Origin of the sequence: Leeuwenhoekiella sp. A16 (assembly GCF_047946675.1) — a bacterium.
In the GTDB taxonomy this organism is placed as follows: domain Bacteria; phylum Bacteroidota; class Bacteroidia; order Flavobacteriales; family Flavobacteriaceae; genus Leeuwenhoekiella.
In genome coordinates, this window is sequence record NZ_CP172313.1 from 2,030,930 (window position 1) to 2,049,786 (window position 18,857).

Annotated in this window: 20 protein-coding genes and 1 tRNA gene; 5 read left to right on the top strand and 16 right to left on the bottom strand. The window is 37.7% G+C overall.

What is annotated here, in order from left to right; genetic code table 11:
* The first annotated feature begins 26 nt into the window (after nt 1–26).
* Complete coding sequence (locus ACH3O9_RS08735; protein ID WP_416446338.1) at nt 27–1,847, top strand: GNAT family N-acyltransferase; 1,821 nt, start codon at nt 27–29, stop codon at nt 1,845–1,847.
* A 1-nt stretch (nt 1,848) separates the two neighbouring features.
* Here ACH3O9_RS08735 and ACH3O9_RS08740 read toward each other — a convergent pair whose 3' ends face one another.
* From ACH3O9_RS08740 to ACH3O9_RS08810, 15 genes are all read right to left on the bottom strand, one after another.
* Complete coding sequence (locus ACH3O9_RS08740) at nt 1,849–2,346, bottom strand: GNAT family N-acetyltransferase (RefSeq protein WP_416446340.1); 498 nt, start codon at nt 2,344–2,346, stop codon at nt 1,849–1,851.
* Between the two features lie 33 nt (nt 2,347–2,379).
* Nucleotides 2,380–2,766: a VOC family protein gene (locus ACH3O9_RS08745; protein WP_416446342.1), complete on the bottom strand. Its 387-nt coding sequence runs from the start codon at nt 2,764–2,766 to the stop codon at nt 2,380–2,382.
* Nucleotides 2,767–2,802: 36 nt separating this feature from the next.
* Nucleotides 2,803–3,744: a 2-hydroxyacid dehydrogenase gene (locus ACH3O9_RS08750; protein ID WP_416446344.1), complete on the bottom strand. Its 942-nt coding sequence runs from the start codon at nt 3,742–3,744 to the stop codon at nt 2,803–2,805.
* 2 nt (nt 3,745–3,746) lie between these two features.
* The gene (locus ACH3O9_RS08755) at nt 3,747–4,112 is read right to left on the bottom strand and encodes a cupin domain-containing protein (protein WP_416446346.1); all 366 of its coding nucleotides are present in this window, start codon (nt 4,110–4,112) and stop codon (nt 3,747–3,749) included.
* A 5-nt stretch (nt 4,113–4,117) separates the two neighbouring features.
* A complete protein-coding gene (locus ACH3O9_RS08760) occupies nt 4,118–4,510 on the bottom strand; it encodes an acyl-CoA thioesterase (RefSeq protein ID WP_416446348.1) in 393 nt (130 codons plus the stop codon).
* Between the two features lie 55 nt (nt 4,511–4,565).
* Nucleotides 4,566–5,918, bottom strand: coding sequence for a magnesium transporter (gene mgtE / locus ACH3O9_RS08765; protein ID WP_416446350.1), 1,353 nt, complete (start codon nt 5,916–5,918; stop codon nt 4,566–4,568).
* A gap of 340 nt (nt 5,919–6,258) precedes the next feature.
* Nucleotides 6,259–7,122, bottom strand: a complete 864-nt coding sequence (rsmA, locus tag ACH3O9_RS08770) for a 16S rRNA (adenine(1518)-N(6)/adenine(1519)-N(6))-dimethyltransferase RsmA (protein WP_416446352.1) — start codon at nt 7,120–7,122, stop codon at nt 6,259–6,261.
* Between the two features lie 85 nt (nt 7,123–7,207).
* Nucleotides 7,208–7,543 (bottom strand): DUF4286 family protein, encoded by a 336-nt coding sequence (locus ACH3O9_RS08775; protein WP_416446354.1) that lies wholly within the window; start codon nt 7,541–7,543, stop codon nt 7,208–7,210.
* Nucleotides 7,544–7,565: 22 nt separating this feature from the next.
* Nucleotides 7,566–9,350, bottom strand: a complete 1,785-nt coding sequence (locus ACH3O9_RS08780; RefSeq protein WP_416446356.1) for a tetratricopeptide repeat protein — start codon at nt 9,348–9,350, stop codon at nt 7,566–7,568.
* Between the two features lie 122 nt (nt 9,351–9,472).
* Entirely contained in the window at nt 9,473–10,744 is a 1,272-nt protein-coding gene (gene serS, locus ACH3O9_RS08785) for a serine--tRNA ligase (RefSeq protein ID WP_416446358.1), read from the bottom strand.
* Between the two features lie 188 nt (nt 10,745–10,932).
* Nucleotides 10,933–12,291, bottom strand: coding sequence for an HTTM domain-containing protein (locus ACH3O9_RS08790; protein WP_416446360.1), 1,359 nt, complete (start codon nt 12,289–12,291; stop codon nt 10,933–10,935).
* Complete coding sequence (locus tag ACH3O9_RS08795; RefSeq protein WP_416446362.1) at nt 12,284–13,219, bottom strand: bifunctional riboflavin kinase/FAD synthetase; 936 nt, start codon at nt 13,217–13,219, stop codon at nt 12,284–12,286. Before ACH3O9_RS08795 ends, ACH3O9_RS08790 begins: the two co-directional genes overlap by 8 nt.
* Before the next feature lies 1 nt (nt 13,220).
* Complete coding sequence (gene pth / locus ACH3O9_RS08800) at nt 13,221–13,853, bottom strand: aminoacyl-tRNA hydrolase (RefSeq protein WP_416446364.1); 633 nt, start codon at nt 13,851–13,853, stop codon at nt 13,221–13,223.
* 125 nt (nt 13,854–13,978) lie between these two features.
* Nucleotides 13,979–14,590, bottom strand: a complete 612-nt coding sequence (locus tag ACH3O9_RS08805; protein WP_416446366.1) for a 50S ribosomal protein L25/general stress protein Ctc — start codon at nt 14,588–14,590, stop codon at nt 13,979–13,981.
* Nucleotides 14,591–14,617: 27 nt separating this feature from the next.
* Nucleotides 14,618–15,559 (bottom strand): ribose-phosphate pyrophosphokinase, encoded by a 942-nt coding sequence (locus ACH3O9_RS08810; protein WP_416446368.1) that lies wholly within the window; start codon nt 15,557–15,559, stop codon nt 14,618–14,620.
* A 193-nt stretch (nt 15,560–15,752) separates the two neighbouring features.
* On the opposite strand from ACH3O9_RS08810, the gene ACH3O9_RS08815 reads away from it, so the two are divergent.
* The 4 genes from ACH3O9_RS08815 to ACH3O9_RS08830 all read left to right on the top strand — a co-directional run bounded on the left by ACH3O9_RS08815 (nt 15,753) and on the right by ACH3O9_RS08830 (nt 18,523).
* Nucleotides 15,753–15,834 (top strand) — tRNA-Leu (locus ACH3O9_RS08815).
* Nucleotides 15,835–16,888: 1,054 nt separating this feature from the next.
* Entirely contained in the window at nt 16,889–17,314 is a 426-nt protein-coding gene (locus ACH3O9_RS08820) for a BfmA/BtgA family mobilization protein (protein ID WP_416446370.1), read from the top strand.
* Nucleotides 17,302–17,688 (top strand): hypothetical protein, encoded by a 387-nt coding sequence (locus tag ACH3O9_RS08825; protein WP_416446372.1) that lies wholly within the window; start codon nt 17,302–17,304, stop codon nt 17,686–17,688. Before ACH3O9_RS08820 ends, ACH3O9_RS08825 begins: the two co-directional genes overlap by 13 nt.
* A gap of 79 nt (nt 17,689–17,767) precedes the next feature.
* Nucleotides 17,768–18,523 carry a hypothetical protein gene (locus tag ACH3O9_RS08830; protein WP_416446374.1) on the top strand — a complete coding sequence of 252 codons (756 nt, stop codon included), beginning with the start codon at nt 17,768–17,770 and terminating at the stop codon, nt 18,521–18,523.
* 3 nt (nt 18,524–18,526) lie between these two features.
* Here ACH3O9_RS08830 and ACH3O9_RS08835 read toward each other — a convergent pair whose 3' ends face one another.
* Complete coding sequence (locus tag ACH3O9_RS08835; protein ID WP_416446387.1) at nt 18,527–18,748, bottom strand: hypothetical protein; 222 nt, start codon at nt 18,746–18,748, stop codon at nt 18,527–18,529.
* Between the last annotated feature and the right edge of the window lie 109 nt (nt 18,749–18,857).

The following is an 18,857-nucleotide window of genomic DNA, read 5'->3' on the forward strand; positions in this document are numbered from 1 at the left end:
AGCCAAAAATTCATTTAAAGAACTTCATGGGATTAGTAACCGCAAAAGAAGTTGCGCAAGCCATTAACGTAGATAAATTCGGTTTTGTAGGAACCTTTCTGGGGTGGACACTCATGAAAGTACTCAAAATATCGAAAGCCAACGAAATCTACGATCGTAATAAGGACCTTTCAGACCTTGAATTTCTTAACGCGATCCTGAATGAATTCCAGATAAAATTTGAAATTCCTGAAGAAGATCTCAAACGATTGCCTAAATCAGGAGCTTATATAACGATAAGTAACCATCCTTTAGGCGGTATTGACGGTATTTTGTTGCTTAAACTCATGCTGGAGCAACGGCAGGATTTTAAGATTATTGCAAACTTTTTGCTGCACCGCATAGAGCCTTTAAAGCCTTATGTAATGCCGGTTAATCCTTTTGAGAATAAAAAGGATGTAAAATCTAGTCTGGCCGGTTTTAAACAGGCAATCACACATTTACGTGACGGGCATCCTCTGGGGATTTTTCCCGCAGGTGAGGTTTCAACGTACAAAGACGATAAACTTATTATAGACAGGCCGTGGGAAGAGGCAGCGATGAAGCTGGTAAAAAAGGCCCAGGTTCCTGTGGTTCCTATTTATTTTCATGCAAAAAACAGCAGGCTGTTCTATCAATTATCGCGTATAAGTGATACTATGCGTACAGCTAAATTACCCTCTGAGTTGTTAACTCAAAAAAACAGGGTAATACGTGTGAGAATAGGTAATCCTATTTCTGTAGCGGCGCAAAACGAGCATGAGAATCTGGATGATTTTACAGAATTTCTTCGGAAGAAAACCTATATGCTTGCGCGAACTTTTGAGAAAAAGAATATTCTAAGCAACATACCTCATTCACTAAATTCACTAAAGGGGCATAAAGAGCCAAAGAAAATAGCACACTCTGTAAATGCTGAGTTGATACAACAGGAGGTTGAAGATATTAGGGAAAATGACAGGCGGCTGTTGCAAAGTAAGAACTATGAGGTTTTTCTGGTGCCAGCGCAGGAAATCCCATACATACTAAGAGAATTAGGGCGACTTCGGGAAATAACTTTTAGAGAAGTAGGCGAGGGTACTAATGAGCCTACAGATCTGGATGAATTTGATCAATATTACCATCACCTTTTTCTTTGGGATGAAGAGCAAAAAAAGATCGCAGGTGCTTATAGAATGGGTCTTGGTTCGGTTATTTTTCAAAAACAGGGCATAGACGGTTTTTACTTACAGAGCTTATTTCGCTTTGAGCCAGAGTTGCACAAAATGATGAGCGAAAGCATAGAAATGGGCCGTGCGTTTATTATTAAAGAATATCAACAGCGACCTATGCCTTTATTCTTATTATGGCGCGGGATCGTTCATACAACTTTGCGTTATCCTGAGCACAAATACCTAATTGGCGGAGTAAGTATTAGTAATCAATTTTCAAATTTCTCTAAATCTTTGATGATTGAGTTTATGAAATCGCATTACTACGATCCTTACATAGCGCAATACATTAGGCCTAAAAAAGAGTTTAAAGTAAAACTGAAAGACGCCGATAAAGAATTTGTTTTTGATGAGACCGAAGCAGATCTTAATAAATTTGATAAGCTCATAGAAGAGATGGAAACCGGAAATTTAAGGCTTCCCGTTCTTATCAAGAAATACATTAAGCAAAATGCAAAAGTGGTGGCGTTTAACGTAGATCCTTTATTTAACAACGCAATTGATGGCTTGATGTATATAAGAATTGCAGATCTCCCGGAAAGTACTGTGAAACCGGTAATGGAAGAATTTCAGGCAGAACTTGAGCAGAAGCTTGAGAATGCTAAAAAAGAAGATTAAATTATAAGAATCTGGTAGCTGTACTCCTGCGCTCAAAAATGAGATTATTAAACCATTTGTTGTCTCGCATGGCGACTTTTTCATGATAGCCTACATTTCTAAACCCGTGTTGTTCATGCAATTTTATGCTGGCGATATTTTCCGGAAAAATGTGAGCGGTTAACGTCCAGAAACTCTCGGCTTCGCTTTGGCGAATTAAGTGCCTTAAAAGCCGTTTTCCTATGCCTTTTCCCCGATTTTTTGAAGCGATGTAAAGAGTGACTTCTGCTACGCCATTATACACCTCGCGACTTGATTTTTTACTTAATGCACACCAGCCTAAAATTTGGTTGTTTTCATGGGCAACATAACGGCACTTTTTGATAAATCTTTCGTCCCATTGTTCATAACTGGGAACCTGGGTTTCAAAAGTGGCAATGCCAGTCGCCATACCATCCTTATAGATTTGAGCAACGCGCTCATAATCCTGAATCTCAAAAGGTCTTATGTCAATTTCCAAAAGATTGTTGTGGTTTTTGCCTGGCAGTTAGTACTAGAGAAATGCTTTGTCTACAGGTTCCCAAAGTTCGATCTTGTTGCCTTCGGGATCGAGTATCCAGCCAAATTTACCATAATCGTACTCTTCCATTTCGCCTATAATGGTTACGCCCTCTTCTTTTAAAACTTCAAGGAGTTCTTTTAGACTTTCTACTCTGAAATTCATCATGAATTGTTTTTCGCTGGGAGCGAAATAAGAAGTGTCTGCTGCAAAAGGACTCCACTGCGTAGAAAATTTATTACCGTTCTCGTCGCGCCACCAGAACGTCCACCCATATTGATCTGTTGGGATGCCCAGATGGGTTTTGTACCAACTTTTGATCTTGTCTGGGTCTTTTGTTTTAAAAAAGAATCCGCCCAGTCCTGTTACTCGATTTTTCATGATCTATTATTAGTAATAAATAATGAAGATAGTAATTTATAAGAAGGATGCTTTTATTTTATCTACTATTGTCTGTGCCAGCTTGATCTTGCTTTCTACCGTCCAGCCCGCAATATGTGGAGTGAGAATGACATTTTTAGACTCTATGAGGTACTTTAAAGGGGCCGGCATTTCTTCTGCAGAAGTGAAAAGATTCTCAAAAGAAAGTTTTTCATATTCAAGAACGTCAAGACCTGCTCCTAATATCTTCCGGGTTTGTAATGCTTGTGCCAGATCTGCTGTAACTACACTTTTGCCACGAGCTGTATTGATAAGCCAAAATGGTTTTTTAAAAGCATTTATAAACTTGGCATCAACCATTTTGTCTGTGAGTGGTGTCCACGGCGTGTGTAGACTTAATACATCTGCCTCTTTTTGCAATTCTTCTGAGCTTACCTGTTCTGCCAGAGAATCGCCTACATTTTCTTTAATGTCGTAACATAGCACTGTACAGTCAAAGCCCTGCAGCTTTTTGGCGAAAGCCTTACCCATATTGCCATAACCAATAAGTCCCACAGTTTTACCTTCAAGTTCTAGTCCGCGATTGCTTTCCCGGTTCCATTTTCCTGCTCGTACTTCGGCATCAGCCTGATTAAGTTTGTTAAACAGTGATAAAAGCAGGCCTAAAGAATGCTCGCCCACGGCATTGCGATTACCTTCTGGCGCTGCGATAAGCTGCACGCCTTTTTCTGCGGCATAATCTTCATCAATACTTTCTAAACCCGCACCAACTCTCGCAATAAAGCGGAGGTTTTTTGCCTTGTTTAGGAAGGTTTTGTCTATTTTAAACCTACTTCTTATAACAATACCCTGGTAGTTCTCGATCTTATCTTCTACCTCCTGTTTTGTAGAAGTATAATCTTCAGAATTTTCAAAACCGGCTTCTTCTAATTGTTGAATTAATAAAGGGTGATTAGAGTCTAGATGAAGTATATGCATTTTTAAATTTTAGGATAAACAGTTTGGGTTTTCTCATGTTGCACATCGCCGGTGTGCTTTGTAGTTAGCTTTTCAAAAAGAAGAACATGCACTTCTTCGCCATCTTTTGTCATAGGGCAATGCTCTACACCTTTGGGAACAACAATGAGTTCCCCAGCTTTAATGGTTTGTTCGCTTTCGCGGAATTTCATGATCAACGTGCCTTTTACAACCTGAAAAAGCTCCTCCTCATCGTCGTGTTTGTGCCATACAAACTCATCTTTTAATTTGGCCAGAAGAACCTGCATATTATCTACTACAGCAATCTGGTGAGGATGCCATTGATCTTTAAATTTTGAAAATTTATCTGTTAAGTTGATTGTCTTCATAAGAATTAAAATAAGTCACTAACCAGGGCAGGTATACGCATAGGTCGCCCTTCTGGCATATGTAGGAGACACCATTGTGTTATAGAGGAAACCAGTTTCTTTTGATCACTGTTTCTAATGATCTCAACGTGGCGTATGCTTCTCACTCCTTCAAAACTATCTACCCAGGTCTTGAGTGTAAGTTTTTCTCCTTTAAATGACGGATTGTGATATTTAATATTATGTTCAAGTGCGACCCACACGTATTCTTTCTGAATATCTTCTGTTGTAGCATGTAACCAGTGAGCCTCAGCAACATCCTGAATCCATTGTAGATATTGCACGTTATTAACATGACCCAATTGATCTATTGCATCTTCGGTAACGGTGATCTCAAGAGTGTAGGTATTAGATTGCATACTTCAAATTTAATGATCTCTCTTTTTACAGAGATGGTTAAATAAAAGAGTTTATTTAAAAACCCAAAACCATTTTTGCGATCAGGAAGTAGGTAAGTATTCCAAAAACATCATTGCTGGTGGTGATAAATGGGCCAGTTGCTACAGCTGGATCAATGCCTCTTTTGTCAAGGATTATAGGTATAAAAGTACCAATTAAAGCGGCGAGAATGATCACCGCGATTATAGCAATCCCAATACTCACAGATTCCAGATATGAAGTTTTAAATGCAAAATGACTTATCACTAGAACCACCATAGCAATCGCGAGACCATTAATTAAGGCTAAAGCAGATTCTTTAAGTAATCTGCTAGCAATATTACCTTTTAGTGAATCATTAGCCAGACCTTGTACTACAATAGCGCTAGATTGTACGCCTACGTTACCAGCGGTTGCCTGTATAAGCGGTACAAAAACCAATAATTTTGGGAAAGTGACAAATATATCGTTGAAGCCTGTTATAATACTCGCAGCCCCTAAACCGCCAAACATCCCAATGAGCAACCATGGTAATCTTGCACGCGTAAGTTTAAATAAGTTATCATCTGCCTCAACATCCTGTGAAATACCGGCCGCCATTTGATAATCTTTATCTGCCTCGTCACGAATGAAATCTACAATATCATCAATTGTGATTCTTCCTAGTAATATACCCGCATCATTTACAACAGGAACAGCCTCAAGGTCATATTTCTGCATAAGTTTAGCAACATCTTCTGCCGGGTCTTTTACATTTACGGCATCAACGTTAGGGATATAAATATCTGCTATTTTTGCTTTAGTATCTGCAGTTAGCAGGTCTTTTAAAGAAAGTCTGCCTATAAGCTTATCATTTTTCTCAACCACGTAAACCGAATGTACTCGGGTTACATTTTGAGCCTGTACTCGCATTTTACGCACGCAACCTGCTACCGTCCAGTTTTCATGTACACGCACCAGTTCTTTCGCCATAAGGCCACCGGCAGAATTCTCATCATACCGCAGCATCTCTATGATATCCTGCGCGTGCTGGTCGTCTTCTATAGCGTCTATTACCTTTTTCTGAATCTCTTCATCCAGTTCTGATATAAAATCTACCGCATCATCTGTGTCTAGTTGATCTAGTTCACTGGCGATCTCTTCTGGAGAAAGGTTGTCAAGAAGTCGCTCACGCACATCTTCATCAAGCTCCATAAGAGCTTCAGAAGTTTTCTCACTATCAAGAAGTTTTATGAGATATGTGGCTTCTTCTGTATTGAGCTCGTCAAAAATTTCAGCAATATCTGCATGGTGCACTTCCTCCAGAAGATCGAGGATATGGGCATCGTCCTTAGCTTCAATCAGATTTTCGATCTGTTCGATCAACTCTTCTGTGATTTCAAAAGCCATAGGCAGCTGTATTGTTAAGTTATTACTGAATTTTTTAAGCCCAACAAATATAACCAAAGTAAGACAGCGACTGTATTTGCAGCAAATAAATAAATGTTAAGGAAGCGCCTAAATAAAGCTATTTTACTATATATTTTTGAGGCGTTGATTTTTGCCTGCGGAATAAAATAAGAATGCGGAAATTGGAGCTTTTCTCTATTAAAAGCAACTAATTAATGTCTTACTTTCTGGATCTGCTGTATATAGGCGGATTTTGCCTCTCTAAAAACCATTTTTTATACATTTTTACCGGTTTTTCTAAAACAGATAAATAGATCACAGAGATCGTATGAGATTCAATTTACTCCTGTTGATCAAGTTCTATTAATCGCGTAAGGGCAATAAATTCTGATACATTTAACTGCTCAGGACGTTTGTTAAAGACATCATTTTCGCGGAGGTTTTCACTCAAATCAAACGATTTTAGGCTATTTCTAAGCGTTTTTCTGCGCTGTTGAAAAGCTGCTTTTACCACTTTATACAGCATAGCAGTATCACAACCTATGTCTTCATAGTTTGCTTTTCGCTTTAAGCGAAGCACCCCGCTGTCAACTTTAGGCGGCGGATTAAAAACTTCTGGCGGGACGGTAAATAAGTATTCTGCATCGTAAAAAGCCTGTGTAAGTACAGAAAGTATTCCGTAGGATTTGCTGCCGCCGGGATCACAAATACGTTGCGCAACCTCTTTTTGAAACATACCCGTAAATTCTGGTATTTGCTGTTTCCATTCTAACGCTTTAAAAACAATTTGGGTAGAAATATTATAAGGGAAGTTACCCGTTATGGCAAAAGGCTCATCGCCAAATAATTCATGGAGATCGTATTTAAGAAAATCGGCTTCAATGACTCTAAAATTTGTACGCTCTATCTTACTAACATGCTCTAGCGGGAAACTGTGATTGAGGTAAATAATGGATTCACTATCAAGATCCATCGCTACGATATTAAAATCTTTGTGCAGGATATACTTGGTAAGTACGCCGGTACCGGGCCCAATCTCGAGAATATTTTTATACCCTTCAAGTGAAAGTGTTTCACCAATTTTTTGCGCTACACTCTCATCATTAAGAAAGTGCTGCCCTAAATGCTTTTTTGCCTTTACCTGATCTGTTGAGGACTGGTTAAACTGATTTTTATTTTTGGGGTGAAAATTTTTGCCTTTCATCAGTATTTATTTATCCGCGTAGTGGTATTTATATTTGGGTTTGGGGCTCGGTAAAAAGCTTGAATCAATTGTTAGATTGGCTGTGCTAATTATAACGTGATTCCTGATTTTCTAATTGCTCAGAAATAATCTCAAGCTCTGTTCTAAAGGCTACAAACTTACCGGCAAACTTATTAGTCTCTGCACGCAATCTGTCTGCATCTTCTTTGTAATAGCGGGCAAGAGCATCTTTGCTTTTTGCAGTGTATTGTATAGAATAGGTGATCCCGCCCTTTTCTTCTTCTACCAGTACTTTTGTCATTAACGCTTTGTTGAATTTACCGGTTGCCAGCACGTCAGGAATATGTTCATTACGCATCCAGTAAAGCCACTCATCATGAATGCTCTCTTCTATATTGACAGTTAGATTATATATTATCATAATTTGTTTTTGTTATAAGTCGCTATTTAATAGCGTCGCCTCTAAGTATTCTGTATTTTTTTTGAGCATCTACGTAGTAAATACTGTCAGCGAAATTAAAAATTATCTTCTCGTAATTTTCTTTGGCTTTTTCGGGATCATTGAGAGGGCCGGCATAGAGCTGGCCAAGTCTATAGTACGCATCATCGGCTAAAATATCATCACCGTAAAATTGTATGATTTTAAGATAGTTTGCTTCCGCGGAAGCGTAATTTTTGTTTTTCTCGTATAATTTTGCCTGAGCCAGTAACGCTTCATCTTCTATCGATTCTCCTTTGTGCTCGTTTAAAATATTCTCATAGATCGTAATTGCGGCGTCATCATTATTTTGAAAAGACAAAAGATCTGCTCGCGCGTATAATTTAAGGGCGACTTTTGCCGTGTCTTCAAGAGAATTGTCTGCAATATTAAGATAAAGCTCTTGTGCATCATTAGCTATAAGCTGCGTGGCAGAAGCTTTTAATATTTTAAGTTGTGCCTGCGCCCAGTCAAAATCACCTTTGTAATAACTGGTTTTTGCAACTTTAAATTTAGCTTCCTGCGCCAGAACATCATTTTGAAGGCTCTTCTCGATCTGTGTATAATAAATTAGTGCAGAATTGAATTTTTCATCCAGAACCATAATATCTGCCAGTTCCATTTTAGTACGAGCCTCCTGAAAGCGGGAAAGCTGAAGTTTTAATGCTTGCTTTAGACGGTCTACTGCCGTTGTGATATTGTCACTTTTAAAAGCGAGAAAATGGGCATATTCTATTTGCAGCGACAATGTTTGTGGAGTCTCACCATATAGTTTTAACAGCTCTTCAAATCTTTTTTCAAGACGTGTATATTGTGAGACATCTGCATTTTTAACGTCTATCTCCAGCAATTTTTGCTCAGCAGAAAGCCTGATATCCTGATTAAAAGTAGAAGCGATGATGAAGTCGAGAATCTCTGTGCTCATTTCATCGTCATTATTCTCTAAAGTTATACCGGCCAGATTCATAATGCGCTGCATGTCATTCTCGCTGCGTTTATAAATAGCCTTTTCCTGAGCAAAGGCTTTTTTATATTCTTTCTGCTGTATAAAAAGCCAACTCAAATATTTATTATATAAAAGATCCTGATCTTGTTGTATGCGTTTTATAAGGAGTTTTTTAAATGTGATATTGGCCGGGTTATCGGGGTTTTCTGTGATAAATTCTGAGAATGTTCGTTGGGCTATTGCTTCAAACTTTTCATCTTTTTTTATTAGATTGAGATAAGTATCAAGCATTAACTCGATGTTTCCCTGCTCGCCATAGATCCTTGCCAGCTGCAAGTCAAAAGTCAACTTTTCGCTTATAGCCATCGCATTTTTATAGGCTTTTATCGCATAATCAAGCAGGTTGTATTTTTCATAAGAACGGCCTATTGTATAGGCATAACCGGGATTGGTATTTATGACATCGAGAGCATTATTATACTGCATATCTGCTTTTTCAGCATTGCCTTGTAATTGGTAGTTGTAACCTAATTCTATTTCAAAAGTGGGAGCATTATTTCGCGCAGCGATATATTTCTCAAGTAACTTTTGAGAGGCTTCATAGTCCTGAAGTTGTTGATATGACTCTACAAGACCCAATATGTAATTTGTATTAGTAGGACTATGAGATAGCAAAGCCTCATAAGTTGATGCGGCCTTTTTAAATTCTCCCTGCTCAAAATAATTGCGCGCCAATTGCTCATTCTGGGCAGAGGCCAAAAAGAACACGAATAGACATCCGCTAAGAAAGAGGAAGCGTAGCACTTGTTTTGTTTTTTAATAAAGGATCTAAGCACAAATATCAGAGCAGAGATGGCGATTTATTATCGCATCAATCTTGTCTGAAAGTAATGCCGTCTAGGTAAATATAACCAAAAAACCTGTGGCTATGCGATCGTGTCAAAAGCGCAGTAGGGCACGAGAACTTCAGGTATTTTAATTCCTTCAGCTGTTTGATAGTTCTCAAGTATTCCTGCCAGCACACGAGGCAAAGCCAGTGAACTACCATTTAACGTATGAGCAAGTTTTTTATTCCCTTCGGCATCTTTAAAGCGCAATTTCAAACGATTGGCCTGGAAAGTCTTAAAGTTTGAAACAGAACTTATCTCGAGCCATCTGTCCTGAGCTGTAGAGAATACTTCAAAATCATATGTAAGCGTAGAAGTAAAGCCCAGATCACCACCACACAATCTTAAGATGCGATATGGCAGTTTAAGTTCGTCAAGAATTGATTTTACGTGTTCTACCATACCATCAAGAGCAGCATCAGAATCTTCAGGTCTCTCTATGCGTACGATCTCAACTTTGTCAAATTGATGTAAACGGTTTAACCCACGCACATGGGCGCCGTAAGAACCAGCTTCTCTTCTAAAGCAAGGCGTGTACCCTGTGCAGGTTATAGGCAGATCACTCTCGTTAAGTAGATCACCGCGAAACATATTAGTTACAGGAACTTCTGCCGTAGGGATAAGATATAGATCATCTGCTCCTACATGGTACATTTGTCCTTCTTTATCTGGAAGTTGACCAGTGCCAAAACCTGAAGCCTCATTCACTAGATGCGGTACCTGATATTCTGTATAACCGGCAGCTGTATTTTTATCTAAAAAGTAAGAAATAAGCGCTCTTTGCAAACGAGCACCTTTCCCTTTATAAACCGGAAAACCTGCACCTGTGATCTTATTTCCCAGTTCAAAATCTATGATGTCATATTTCTTAGCAAGCTCCCAATGTGGCAATGCGCCATCTGCTAAAACCGGAATGTCGCCTTTGCGAAAAACCTCTTCATTATCTTCTTCATTCTTCCCGGCAGGAACGCTTTCCTGTGGGATATTAGGAATCGTGTACAGTAAATTGTCAAGATCTGCAGAAACAACGTTAAGTGTTTCCTGAAGAATCTTGGCATCTTCTTTTAATTTAACCGTACGCTCTTTTAAAATGTTAGCCTTTTGAGCTTCGCCGTTTTTAAATAAAGAACCTATCTCTTTAGATATTTTGTTGCTTTCTGCCAGCGTATTGTCAAGCTGAGCTTGTGTTGCTCTGCGTTTTTCATCTGCTTCAAGCACCTGCTCAAAAACAGCTGAAGCTTCAAAGTTACGTTTAGCAAGCGCCTTTATATATTCTTCTTTATTCTCGCGTATGTCAACTACGTGTAGCATGGCTCAATTTTAAGAGGCAAAAGTAAGGAATTGAGTGAAAATTTGGGCAGAAAAGGAGTTTGAGTTTGTAATTCTTTGTTAAGTCTAATTCTCTTTTCGCTTAAAGCGAAATTTCATAAAATCAATTTAATTTAAAGGAGTTTTTTTAACCTTTTCTGGCAGATTTTTGGTCTTTTTTACCCGTTTTTTCAATCAAAAGTAGCGTCTTTGTAATCTGTTGATGGGGTGTCTGTATCTAGTTGAGAAGGTAAAATCCAGTCATTGTGCCAGAAGTAGTTAAATTTAGCCGCCGCCATATCAACTTTAGGATCTATTAGCGTGTGCCACTCATGATTATTTACACGCACTTTGCAGTTTACATAAATTGCTATGTCTTTGCCTTCCCGGGCATATTCTGCTTTAAGTCTTTGGCAAAATTGCCAGATAGCATCAGGTTTTGAAGCAACAAGTCGCTGCTGATTTGCAGAAAGATAATCCCGGTAATTGATATTCTTTTTTATTCCATTTTCTTTGTCCTGAATGGTGAAGAATATTCTTCCGCTTTTTGAGCGCAGCATCATACGCCAACTCAATCTGTGACCTTCTTCCGTCCAGAGTACGTCGTCTTTTATAAACCAGTGTCGCAAGGGTAAGCCTATTTGAAACAGAAAGTAAATACCAAAAAATACAAGAGCAGGTTTTCTATAGTTGGTGACAATTATTTCATCTGCAGCGTAATATTCTTTTTTTCTCAGAAAAATATCATGAATTGTTTTTGAAGGGAAAAAGAACAGCGTGAAAGCTAAAGAAAGGTAGGGGAAGATCCCAATATGAAAAATAAAGCTATTAAAAAGGTGGAAAAAAATCGACAAAAAGAAGGCAATTTTTCGGGTTTTAGGCCATAAAAGCGCGGGAATTATGAGTCCGTCATAAAGAATGCCCATGTATGCGATGGTATAATGTGCCCAGCTTTGCTGTAAAATATCGCCTACCAGCCAGTAATTTTTTCGCGCAAGCATTAGTAGTCCCGGTACTGAGGCATTAAGCCAATCTGGATATAGTTTTGCGATGCTGGCGTATGTGTAGACAATCCATAACTGTGCAATGATAACAACATATACCCAGCGGGGCATTGATATCTTTTTAATGGTAGGGTTGCGCCAGGCATCTACAGAGAAATAGTGATGAGCAGGAAAGGTGGCCATTAGTCCCAGTAGGAGCATTAAAAGATAATAGTGGTTGTTATATGATGATTTTTGCATAAGATATACGCAAGACCACATGATCCCGTAGATCACAATGCTCATTCTGTAGCGAAAGCCCAGCATGATAAAAACACCAAAAAGCCCCATAATGCCATAATAGTAGTACATGCCATTACCGGGGAGTGGTTGTAAAAAACCAAAACCCAAAAAATTAAAGGTAAAATCACCAGATAATAAAACACGTGAGACCCATCCTGTAGCGATAGCTCCCCAGGCTTCTATAGTAATAAGTAAACCAAAAATTACCCTAAAAATAATAAGGGCGCTGTTGTCTACTCTTCTATACAGCCAGTTGTTAAGCATTTAGCTTTTCAATATATTTTTTTGAAAACGTCTCATCTTCCTGCATGGCAATTATAAGTTCTTCAACAGTGTTGAATTTTTTCTCGTCGCGTATTCTGGTAAGAAGTTCTATCTGAAGTTTTTTGCCATACAAATCGCTATTGAGGTCAAAAAAGTAAGTTTCTACAGAAAGTTGATTGCCGCCAACTGTAGGATTTGTGCCTATATTCATCATGCCATAAACAGATTTCTCGTCTATTACAGATCTAACGACGTAAACCCCTTTGCAGGGAATAAGTTTATAGTCTTCATCGATTTTAAGGTTGGCTGTGGGATAATTCATTTTGCGTCCCAAACCTTTGCCACGTGAAACGATACCCGTAAGCATAAAGGGATAGCCCAAATAAGTATTTGCTTTATGAAGATCACCCACTTCTAATGCCTGTCTTATTTTAGTAGAGCTTATAGCGACATCGTCAATATCTTTTTTGGATATTTCTTCTACGTCAAAATCATAGAGTTCACCAAATTTTCTCAGGTCATCTATATTAGCATTTCGATTACGGCCAAAATGGTGATCGTAGCCAATAATAACTTTTCTGGCCTTTAGCTGATCTACCAGGATGTCTTTTACAAAATCTTCTGCCGTAAGGCGTGAGAATTCTTGTGTAAATGGGTGGATTATTAGATGATCCAGGCCGGTTTTTTCAAGTAAAGCTGTGCGTTCTGCAATTGTATTAATTAGTTTTATTTCGGTATCTTTTTGTACCACCATACGGGGGTGCGGAAAAAACGTAAGTACCACAGATTCATAGTCATTGCTATGCGCACTGGCAATAAGTCTGTTTATGATCTTGCGATGTCCTATATGAACACCGTCAAACGTACCTATGGTAACAACAGTATTTTTAGTGCCGGTAAATTCTTGTGCAGAAGGATGTTGTTTCAATTTACTTTCCGTTAAACAGGTTCATGGTATTATTAATTCCCGCAGCTACAAAACTAGAAATTACTTCGCATGATTTATCAATACGTTCTGGTAAATCTGCCTGCTCATTTTTGTCCCACTCTCCTAATACATAATCAATTTGTCTGCCTTTACTAAATCTATCGCCTATACCAAATCTAAAGCGATTATAAGCAGTTGTGTTTATTTGTGCCTGAATATCTTTTAACCCGTTATGACCGCCGTCGCTGCCTTTAGTTTTAACGCGTATGGTGCCAAAATCAAGATTGAGATCATCTGTAATTACTAACAAATTCTCAACTGCTATATTTTCTTGTTGCATCCAATATCTTACAGCTTTACCACTAAGATTCATATACGTGTTAGGCTTAAGCAGGATTACCGTGCGCCCCCTGATTTTCAGTTTTGCAATGTCACCTAATTTTTCAGTTTCCCACGTTGCATTATTTGCTTTCGCGAAAGCGTCTACAATTTCAAAACCTATATTGTGGCGGGTATTTGCGTACTTAGGGCCTATGTTTCCCAGGCCAGCTATTAAGAATTTCTTCATGGGGTTTTCTTCTTCACTCTGCGATTCTTTATATCTACTTAATAGATTCTTTAGATTTAGAAGCATGATTTTTTAATTGTGAACACGCGCAAATTTAAGATATTGAAATGAGACCGTCTTTTAAATAAAAAGCTATAAAATAAAAAAGCACCTGCCAGAGCAGATGCTTTTAAAAGTTATAAAAGAATAGTTTATTCTTGAGTAGCTTCTGTTTCTGCAGTTGCTCCTTCTTCTTCTTCCTCGTCATCTAAAGCAACAACGTTACGAGACGTTCTTACCTGGCAAATAACTGTGTTGTCTGGGTGCATAAATTTGTAATCATCACTTTTAAGCTCTGTGATATACAATTTGCTACCAATTTTAAGGTTAGTGATATCTGCTTCTACAAAATCAGGAAGGTTTTTAGGTAAAGCCTTAACCTTTAAAGTACGATTTGTTTTACGCAGTACACCACCATTACGTACCCCACGAGAGTTACCTGTAAAATGTACTGGTACTGTCATAGAAACTTCTTTACCTTCAAAAATCTGGTAAAAATCTACGTGAAGAATGCGATCTGTCACCGGGTGAAATTGAATGTCCTGGAGGATTGCCATATAGGTTTCTCCATTAAGTTCCAAAGTCGCGGTGTGCGCATCTGGAGTGTAAACCAAATCTTTAAACGCTAATTCTGGTGCGTTAAAGTGTACTGGCTCATCCCCTCCGTATAATACGCAAGGAACCTCTCCAGCATTACGTAAGGCTTGAGTTGCTTTCTTGCCCACGCTTTCTCTTTTAGATCCTGTGATCGTGATTGACTTCATTTAAATATATATTAATAGTTATAAAATTTACATTATAAATTTTGATGCAATAGAAGTGTTGCTGTGAACCCTGTGCATTACATCTGCAAATAAAGGTGAGCAGCTTACTACTCTTACCTTAGCGCTTTGCTTTTTGAGTGGTATACTGTCTGTTACTATAAGCTCCTGCAGTTGACTTTTTTCTAATTTTTCATAAGCATCGCCACTTAAAAGAGCATGTGTGCATATTGCACGTACACTTAAAGCCCCTTTTGCCATCATAAGATCTGCAGCCTTTGTTAAGGTTCCTGCTGTATCTACCATATCATCAACAAGAATCACATTGCGACCTTTTACATCACCTATCAACTCCATGTGGCTTATCACATTTGCCTGTGCTCTTTGTTTATAACAAATTACAACATCGCTCTCTAGAGCCTTAGAATAGGCATAAGCTCTTTTAGATCCTCCCATATCTGGAGAAGCTATTGTAAGATTATCAAGATTTAAACTACGCAGATGCGGTAAAAAAATGGTTGATGCAAATAAGTGATCTACGGGTTTTTCAAAAAATCCCTGTATTTGATCTGCATGCAAATCCATAGTTATAATGCGTGTCGCTCCCGCTGTCTCTAACAGGTTGGCTACTAATTTAGCAGCTATAGGTACACGCGGTTTATCTTTACGATCTTGCCTTGCCCACCCAAAGTATGGAAGTACTGCCGTGATATGTCTTGCTGAAGCTCTTTTTGCGGCATCAAGCATTAACAGCATTTCCATTAAGTTCTCACTGCTTGGCATAGTTGAGCCAATAATAAAAACTCTAGAACCCCGAATAGATTCTTCAAAAGAAGGCTGAAACTCGCCGTCACTATAGGTAGAAGTGATTATCTTACCCAGTTCCTGACCGTAATCTTTGGCAATTTTCTCAGCAAGAGCTTTACTCTGTGTACAAGCGAAAATTTTGGGTTCCGGAACAGGTTGAAACATAGCGTGTTTGACTTTTAAATCTGGCTTTCTCTAAAAGAGGTGCAAATTTAGAAATTAATTTGTGTCTATTGAATATATTTAGGCACTATTTTATTAGCTAAACTGTTTTTTTTATTAATTTTGCAGTCCTTATTTGCCTCGGTGGCGGAATTGGTAGACGCGCTGGATTCAAAATCCAAAGCAAAAAAGTTAAGCCTCGGTGGCGGAATTGGTAGACGCGCCGGATTCAAAATCCGGTTCTGCAAGGAGTGTGGGTTCGATTCCCACCCGAGGTACGAAAAAAGCTGAGATGAAAATCTTGGCTTTTTTTATGCTCAGGTACAACATAGGTACAACATTTTACTATTCTTTCTTGAACCATTAAATTTTACCTAAAATGATATTAAGTGCTATTAACGTCTATTGACATTACTTCGATTTAATAAGAATTGAGTTTGAAAATGCGCTCAGCACATTTCACTTCATTTTGCGAAAAGCTTCATTACGGGAAATAAGCTTCACTTAAAAAATCTTGGACACAATTTCAAAGTTGATATGCTCTTGTTTCTTTGTCGTTTTAAAATCTCTTGAATTTATCAACTTTTTGTTTTTGAGGGAAACTTTGAAATAGAGTCCGCTTTAGAAAATATTACTTTTTCCTTTTGTTTCACAAAGATTTAAAATTTAGCTCGAGACGGACTGCATAATCGTTCGCTCACTCACTTTTATAATTCCTTACTCACTCAAAATTTTAGGTAACGTTTCCGAAAAGGTAACAACGAAGGCACTATGGGAAGTAAGTGGATAAAATGATACTAAGGATAGTTTAATCTATTTTCTAATACAAGACATAAACCAAATGGCCAATAATTGGGGGGGCAATATCATTTAATATAAAATGAAAAGGAAAACACTCTGGATATAATAAGTATGTGAATAAATGACATTGTGGCAACTAATTGACACCAATTTATATCATCTAATATTGGCTTTGAAATTGCGGTATTATGGTCGAGTCTGGATTAGAAAAATGGATAGTTTTTTCAGCTGATAGCAAAGAACACTTTAATGAAAAGACATTCTAACTCTTAAAAAATTGAACTTAAATAGAAGGGTATTTTATGGTTCTTAGCTTTTGGCAAAAAGTACTATAAAACCAAAATGTAATGAAGGGTTTGTATAGCAAGAGGGTAACACGCTAAAGCGATGTTACAATATTTAATTTTATACAAAACCTTTTAAAATCAATAGATAACAGCGATTTGCAATTTTGAATATTTGAATTTTCGTGATTGTTTTTCAGAAAAACCTTGTTCAGCTCAACAAAACCAAATAAAAATTTCAGAAAAAATGGATAAAGGATATGAAAAAGAGCGGTTTGAAAAATTAGGAATCAAGGCTTCAGTTGCAGAAAAATTTAGAGACTTCTGCAAGAAAATGTCAAAATCTCAATCAATGACATTGTTGCTTATGGTTGAATTTTTTGAAGACAACGGAATATCGCCAGCAGAATCAATGGGGCCAAGAATGGAAACATTGGAATCAAAAATATCAACGCTTATTAAAAAACGAATGAACGGTATGATTGCGATAATGAAGGATATCGAAAAATCTCAAACTAAACCAACAGTTGCGATGCTCTATTCCTTTTTTGAGCAAACAGAGCCGCCAAAAAAGAAGTTGATTCTTGAAAAAAAGTATGTAGAAAAGACAGAAACAGGCTTTCAAGAAAAGTCCTTTACAAGTAAAAATAAAGACGGCGAATGGAAAAGGTAAATTACATAGTTCAACTCAACGCAGCCTTTGAGCTTTTCAACAATGACAATAGAATTAAGCAGGGTCATATCACGTTGTACCTGGCATTCTTTCAGAAATGGAATCGGGAATTTTTCAAAGGGACGATAACCATAAACAGAGAATGGATTATGGAAAAAGCAAAATTCAAATCAAAAACGACCTATCACAATTATCTAAAAGACCTAAATGATTGGGGTTACTTATGCTATTATCCATCTTACCATCCCGCTCAAGGTTCAAAAGTTCAGATGTCCATTTTTTTTGATTCAGATGGTCAAAAATTGGCTAACAGCGTCCCAGAACCAGGCCAAAATTTGGTACCTTATTATAAACATAAAACATTAGAGGCATAGTTTATACCGCTACTCTAAAAATTACATTGAATACAATTTAAATTCTTGGGAACAGTTAGGCATATTAGCAAGTATAGGATTGACTGAAATACAGCATTTTATATTCGCAGCAGCAACCAGTCCGCCAGAAATCACAAATAAAATATACCGAAGCGCTTTGGCTATTGCTGATTCTTTAGGTTCGTTTGTTTTAAATAATCCGCCGCTCAATTATCCAAAGTATGACGAACACAGTATAGAAATAGCAATGTCACTACAATTACTTTGTCAGGCAGGAAAAGTCGATACTGCATCGAGATGGATAAGAAATTTAGTGGTCGCTTTCCATAACAATTATATGGTAGATAAAGATTTTCCAATATTCAGAACTAATTTTGATAAGTTGGTTGATATTCATAATGGCGACGACACCGTAGAGATTACATCCTCGACGATTATTACAATTTTGGTTGAGTATGCGATTGTTTTACAATCAGAAGAATTATATCATCAAATCAGAGAACTTGTTAAAGAGCAATTTCCTAAACTCAATTTGCAAATTTGGTTTGCTACGGAAGACATTGAGGGATTTGTTGCATCTAAATGTTACAGTCAAAATGAAGGTACTCTAAAACATTCCATTGTTATCTATAAAGACATTGAAGCCTACAGGAAAGAAGTTTTTGAAGAAATGGATCTGTATATTAAAGAGGATGATTTTCAATTCTTTAAAGCCAGTTTCCATATTATAGGACACCTTGCAAGCAGACATTACAGAGCTCAGCCATTCCCAATATTCTGGCGACGCGCCATTAAGCTCGCTATGGAAGAAGAAAAGAAAGTGGTAAAAATATAGGTTTTACCTTCCCAAATCCGGTCTGTCCTCATAAAAATCCCTGAAAGTTTTATCAGTTTTATAATCATCTGTCAATACTTTATATACGGTATAAACCAATAAAACCTGCCCTGCGCAAGTAGCATAGAATACCCAGCTAAATGGAAAGTCCATTGCTGAAAAAATCACGATGGTTAAAAGAAGTAAGGTCGTGATACCCAATAATGTCATTGCTGAAAGTTTCATAGTTTTCTTTTCAAAATACTAAAATTTCACATTGAGATGTATTAAGAAATTCCTAAAGATTTTACACCAACTGACAAAAGTCATCTTTTCTACCATCCATTCTTGCAAC

What these genes read in the sequence shown, in the direction of transcription:
- ACH3O9_RS08735 (WP_416446338.1), top strand. Translation starts at nt 27, where the DNA reads ATGGGATTAGTAACCGCAAAAGAAGTTGCGCAAGCCATTAACGTAGAT.
- ACH3O9_RS08745 (WP_416446342.1), bottom strand. Translation starts at nt 2,766, where the DNA reads ATGAAAAATCGAGTAACAGGACTGGGCGGATTCTTTTTTAAAACAAAA.
- ACH3O9_RS08750 (WP_416446344.1), bottom strand. Translation starts at nt 3,744, where the DNA reads ATGCATATACTTCATCTAGACTCTAATCACCCTTTATTAATTCAACAA.
- ACH3O9_RS08755 (WP_416446346.1), bottom strand. Translation starts at nt 4,112, where the DNA reads ATGAAGACAATCAACTTAACAGATAAATTTTCAAAATTTAAAGATCAA.
- ACH3O9_RS08760 (WP_416446348.1), bottom strand. Translation starts at nt 4,510, where the DNA reads ATGCAATCTAATACCTACACTCTTGAGATCACCGTTACCGAAGATGCA.
- mgtE (WP_416446350.1), bottom strand. Translation starts at nt 5,918, where the DNA reads ATGGCTTTTGAAATCACAGAAGAGTTGATCGAACAGATCGAAAATCTG.
- rsmA (WP_416446352.1), bottom strand. Translation starts at nt 7,122, where the DNA reads ATGAAAGGCAAAAATTTTCACCCCAAAAATAAAAATCAGTTTAACCAG.
- ACH3O9_RS08775 (WP_416446354.1), bottom strand. Translation starts at nt 7,543, where the DNA reads ATGATAATATATAATCTAACTGTCAATATAGAAGAGAGCATTCATGAT.
- serS (WP_416446358.1), bottom strand. Translation starts at nt 10,744, where the DNA reads ATGCTACACGTAGTTGACATACGCGAGAATAAAGAAGAATATATAAAG.
- ACH3O9_RS08790 (WP_416446360.1), bottom strand. Translation starts at nt 12,291, where the DNA reads ATGCTTAACAACTGGCTGTATAGAAGAGTAGACAACAGCGCCCTTATT.
- pth (WP_416446364.1), bottom strand. Translation starts at nt 13,853, where the DNA reads ATGCTTCTAAATCTAAAGAATCTATTAAGTAGATATAAAGAATCGCAG.
- ACH3O9_RS08805 (WP_416446366.1), bottom strand. Translation starts at nt 14,590, where the DNA reads ATGAAGTCAATCACGATCACAGGATCTAAAAGAGAAAGCGTGGGCAAG.
- ACH3O9_RS08810 (WP_416446368.1), bottom strand. Translation starts at nt 15,559, where the DNA reads ATGTTTCAACCTGTTCCGGAACCCAAAATTTTCGCTTGTACACAGAGT.
- ACH3O9_RS08820 (WP_416446370.1), top strand. Translation starts at nt 16,889, where the DNA reads ATGGATAAAGGATATGAAAAAGAGCGGTTTGAAAAATTAGGAATCAAG.
- ACH3O9_RS08825 (WP_416446372.1), top strand. Translation starts at nt 17,302, where the DNA reads ATGGAAAAGGTAAATTACATAGTTCAACTCAACGCAGCCTTTGAGCTT.
- ACH3O9_RS08835 (WP_416446387.1), bottom strand. Translation starts at nt 18,748, where the DNA reads ATGAAACTTTCAGCAATGACATTATTGGGTATCACGACCTTACTTCTT.